The 4,661-nt window shown below is 28.6% G+C and carries 4 protein-coding genes; all 4 read right to left on the reverse strand.

Annotation, left to right across the window (positions count from 1 at the left end; genetic code table 11):
* Positions 1 to 229 precede the first annotated feature (229 nt).
* The 4 genes from J3S90_RS15585 to J3S90_RS15600 all read right to left on the reverse strand — a co-directional run bounded on the left by J3S90_RS15585 (position 230) and on the right by J3S90_RS15600 (position 4,478).
* Positions 230 to 946, reverse strand: a complete 717-nt coding sequence (locus J3S90_RS15585) for a hypothetical protein (protein ID WP_210646952.1) — start codon at positions 944 to 946, stop codon at positions 230 to 232.
* Positions 947 to 1,081: 135 nt separating this feature from the next.
* Complete coding sequence (locus J3S90_RS15590) at positions 1,082 to 1,603, reverse strand: hypothetical protein (RefSeq protein WP_210646953.1); 522 nt, start codon at positions 1,601 to 1,603, stop codon at positions 1,082 to 1,084.
* Positions 1,604 to 1,869: 266 nt separating this feature from the next.
* A complete protein-coding gene (locus tag J3S90_RS15595) occupies positions 1,870 to 2,556 on the reverse strand; it encodes a hypothetical protein (protein ID WP_210646954.1) in 687 nt (228 codons plus the stop codon).
* A 620-nt stretch (positions 2,557 to 3,176) separates the two neighbouring features.
* Positions 3,177 to 4,478: a serine hydrolase domain-containing protein gene (locus J3S90_RS15600; protein WP_210646955.1), complete on the reverse strand. Its 1,302-nt coding sequence runs from the start codon at positions 4,476 to 4,478 to the stop codon at positions 3,177 to 3,179.
* Positions 4,479 to 4,661: the final 183 nt, after the last annotated feature.

Here is a 4,661-nt window from a genome sequence, read left to right on the forward strand (position 1 = left end):
ATTGACGCGTAGTTTCAAAAGTTGGATTTTCTATTTCCTCAATTGCTATCTTTATTATTTCGTTTTTCAATGTTTTCGTTTTTTCGGGTATTGCTTACAACGTCTTGGCGCTTGGCGTGGTTGGGGATTTTTGAAACCGAGTATTTTCGGCTTAACGTAAAGGTAATAAAAAAACGCTAATTCCACTAAATCCCCAATCACGCCAAACGGCTGTTAGCCGACGTATTTTTTACGAAATCCAAGTATCTTCCATTTTTTCGATTATCCACTTTCCGTTAATTTCTTTAATATAAATTCGATATCCTCTTCCACATCTTCCGCAATAAGCAAAGCTACATTCTAAAATTCCACTTTTTTTATTTTTATCAAATTTTATTCTTGAAATTTCAAGAAAACCCGAAAACACAAAATTATATTTTTGTTCGTATAATAAAACTCTATCTCCAAATAATAGCTTTTCTGCTTTTGGAAATTCAGTCATATTTTTTATTTTAAATTTTCTATTTAAAGTAATTTTTGTAAAGTCAAATTTAAAATTACTGTAATTAGAATGCAATAATTTTGATTTACTATCTAATCTTCCATCTCCATAATTTAATAAGTATTGGTCAAAACCAATTATTATTTTAGAGGTATCATTATCAACTCTTTTTTGTTCCTTTTTCCAATTCTGATACTTAATTCTTTCTTTATTTGTGGCTTTTGTAGTGTCAACTTTTATTATATTTCCATTTTTCCAAGTTTCAATTCCGAATTTCGGTGGAGGATCCATTTTTCTGCTATCAACACAAATGGAATCAACTATTTTCGGAAATACTTCGGTCAATACATTTTTTTCAAATTCTATTTCATCTATTTTCTTTTTAGAATTATCTATTTTCTTTTCACAATTCGTAAAAAGAATTAGGAATGATAATAAAAAGGTTGTTTTTAGCAGTTTTTTCATAATATGTCGGCTAACGTCTTGGCGCTTGGCGAGGTTGGGGAGTAAAGATGCGAGATTTTTCCATTAAACACAAATTTTCCAAGTACAAAACCATCTTTAAATTAAGCCTAAAACCCCAATCTCGCCAAACGGCTGTTAGCGGATGTTTATTAACTTCCAATCTTTTACAATATAGTAATTCCAAATTCCCTTTTGCACAGTTATTTTTAATTCATAATCTTTTGGATTACGATTATAATTTTCTCTATTCGTTTCACTATTAACACCAAAAACTTCTATTTCATTTTTAAATTTAAAGGAAACATCAGGATTTTTTTTAGTGTAGAATCCAATTACTTTACAAATAAATATTTCTCTTGGATTTTTTTCGGCTTCATTTATATTTACATAATTCCAAATTACGCTTGCAACCTGACCAAAACTTAAATAGGAAACAAAAATACCTTGTAATAAGTAAAATCCAACTACATATATTTTTAAATATATTTCTTTAAATGCTAAAAAATTTCTAATTAAATAATGCCTTCTAAATATTCCGAAAAAAATTAGTCCAATAAATATTGGCAACCAAAAGATGTAGATTTCATATCTTTTATCGTGTCCAATAGTTTTACTTTCAATAAACGCTAAATTTATAATGCAAAAAATCATTGCCATTATTAAAAAATAGTAATGTTTTTTTTGGATTTTTTTTTCTTTATTTTTTAATGCTCGTTTTTCTCTTTTTTTTTGATTTTCTTTCAATAATTATTATTTAAAGTTCTGTATTACTGTTAGTTGCTCTTAAATATCCGCTAACGTCTTGGCGCTTGGCGAGGTTGGGGACATTAAAGCAGAGTATTTTCTGCCGAAACGAAAATATGATAAAAATATTAATTCCACTAAAACCCCAATCTCGCCAAACGGCTGTTGGCAGATGCCATTTATTTTTCTAAGTCACTTTTTGGAAAACAGGTTGAACCAAATGCTCCACTTCCATAAGTGAGTACAACTTTATCATTATATATAATATTTTCGCATTCTATTTTATAATCATCAAGTAAACTATTAGGAATTTTTTTGTTATAAATAGTATAACTATATTTTCCCATTCCACTTCTTGCAAATCCAATTTCTGAAGGCTCACCATTTTCAATAGATATACAGTTTGCTTTATCTAGCATTTCTTTTATTTTTTTAAAAGTATTATCAGTCCATTTCAGTTTTAATTTAACATATTCTAATGATTCAGTTTTTGGTTCATATTTTGATTTATAGTTTTTTGATTTTGGCTTTTCAGTATAATCATATGGATTAATATCCCATTGCATAAATAAACCATTATTTTCCGAGTTAGAATTTCTTTCTCCTTCATATACTTTTAAATCTATTTTATTATCACTTTTAAATTCAATGTAAACAGAAAAATTCTTCGGAACGATAGAATTAAAATAATTTTTCAACTCAATAATTTCTTTTTCTTTGTTAGTATAATTTTCAATAAGTTCAACTTTACTTGAACTATCAAATAATCCTGTTGAGAATAGAATTATAATCCAATATCCAATAAATATTGTAAATGCTAAAGCACAAGATATAAAAACCCACTTAATTCCTCCTTTAAATTGCATTTTGCTTCTTTTATATTTTGTTTACGCTTTGTTTTTTCCAATGGTTTCTGCCAACGGTTCGGCTAGGCATAGTGCCTGTTCTGGCCTGTGGCCGGCATTATGCTTAGCCGTTGTTATGTGCTGTTATTTATTCTCTGCTAAGATAATAAAAACAGGAACAGTTGTGCCAGGAGATAGCTAGATAAACGATTAAAAAATATAGTTCCTATCTACTCGGGGGATAGGTACTGTTTTTTTTAATCATAGCCTAAATAGTTAAAAATCTCATATTAAAACAGTTATAATAAAAAAAACTTGATTATATCATTTTTTTCTTATAACTTAGCCAAGCCTTTAAGCGTCTTCGCTTTGAAAATAAATTTTCAGCAAATCTCATTTGAAAGGCTTGACGAAAATTACAAATTTTTATTTCCTGTTTTAATATTCCCTTTCAAATCAAATATTTAGGCTGTTTATCAGGTCTCGATTGCGCAATTGCACATAACGTCTTGGCGCTACACGAGGTTTGGGATTAAAAATGCGAGTTTTTTCCATTATGAACAAACTTTCCAAGTACAAAACCATTTTTAAATTCAGCCAAATGCCCAAATCTTGTGTAACGGCTGTTGTCGGTTCGTTGTTTATTTCTTTGTTAAGATAAACTTTTTTCCCGATTGATTTATTTCCATTTCTTTATTCTCCGGTGTAAATTTTAGTTTAATTCCAGCAGATACAAATTCAAAACAATCTTTTTCCGTGGCATCAAATGGAAAAGTTGGTTGTCCTGGTGCTTCTGCAAATAATTTTGTTTTATCCTTTACTATTGTAATTTTAAGTGGAAAAGTTGGACTTGAATATTCTCCCAAATATTGATCTAAATCTTCTGTTTTTAATTCTATTGTCTTAAAATTTGGAATTTCGAATTTTTTTCCAAAATAATTACTCAAAACCGCAATCATAATATTATTGTTGTCGTAAATGTTTCCATTCGAGGTCAATGCAATTGTTAAATTATTTTCAGGAAAATAGGATAAATCAGAACTAAAACCATCTATTACACCCGTATGATTAAAACCTTTTTTATCATAGAATGGAATTTGAAAAATTCCCATACCAAAGTTATCCTTAATAGTTATCATTTGGTTTAAACTATTTTGATTAATAATCTTTTTATCAAATAATTTCTGTGCAAATATTACCAAATCTGATGGATTTGAAACAATTGCTCCTGCACCCATTATTAATGATATATCAGTTTCATTTTTTTTTATCCATTTATTTTGATATTTATATGAATAGCATTCGTTATTTTGAATATTGATTTCGTTTCCAAAATATGTGTTTTTTAGTTCGAGTGGCTTTACAATTTTGAGGTTTAGTATTTCTGCGTATTTTTTATTATATGCTTTTTCAAGAATGTAACTTAATAGTACATAATTTGAATTGCTGTACTCGGCTTTACTATTTGGTTCAAAATCACTTTTTCCATTTGTAATTATTTCAACCATTTCTTTTGTGTTTTTTGGTGTTTTTTCATCATTAGTGAAATCATGAATTCCACTTCTGTGACTTAGTAAATTTCCAATTGTTATTTTATTAGAATTTAGAATTGTTGGGAAATATTTATTAATTGTTTGATTTAAATTAATTTTATTTTCTTCTACGGCTTTAAAAATAAGACAAGCAGTAAACATTTTAGATATTGAAGCAATTCTGTACTTGGTTTCGGTTGTTGATAATTTGTTATTTTCTATATCGGCTTTTCCGATTGATTTCTTGTATAACAACTTTCCGTTTTCAGAAATCGCAATACTTCCCATATACTTATCTTTGGTTTCAAGAATTTGAAACAAACTGTCAAGTTTTGCAATGTTTATATTTTGAGCAAATGATGAGCAAGCCATCATTAAGATTAAAACGCTAAATTTAATTTTTGTTGTCATTTTTTTATTTTCTTGATGATTTTTCCGAATTCTATTGAGTCACGGCGCAATGACCGACAACGGTTCGGCTAGGCATAGTGCCTGTTCTGGCCTGTGGCCGGCATTATGCTTAGCCGTTGTTATGTGCTGTTATTTATTCTCTGCTAAGATAATAAAAACAGGAACAGTTGTGCCAGGAGATAG

Source organism: Flavobacterium flabelliforme (genome assembly GCF_017948675.1).
Classification (GTDB): domain Bacteria; phylum Bacteroidota; class Bacteroidia; order Flavobacteriales; family Flavobacteriaceae; genus Flavobacterium; species Flavobacterium pygoscelis.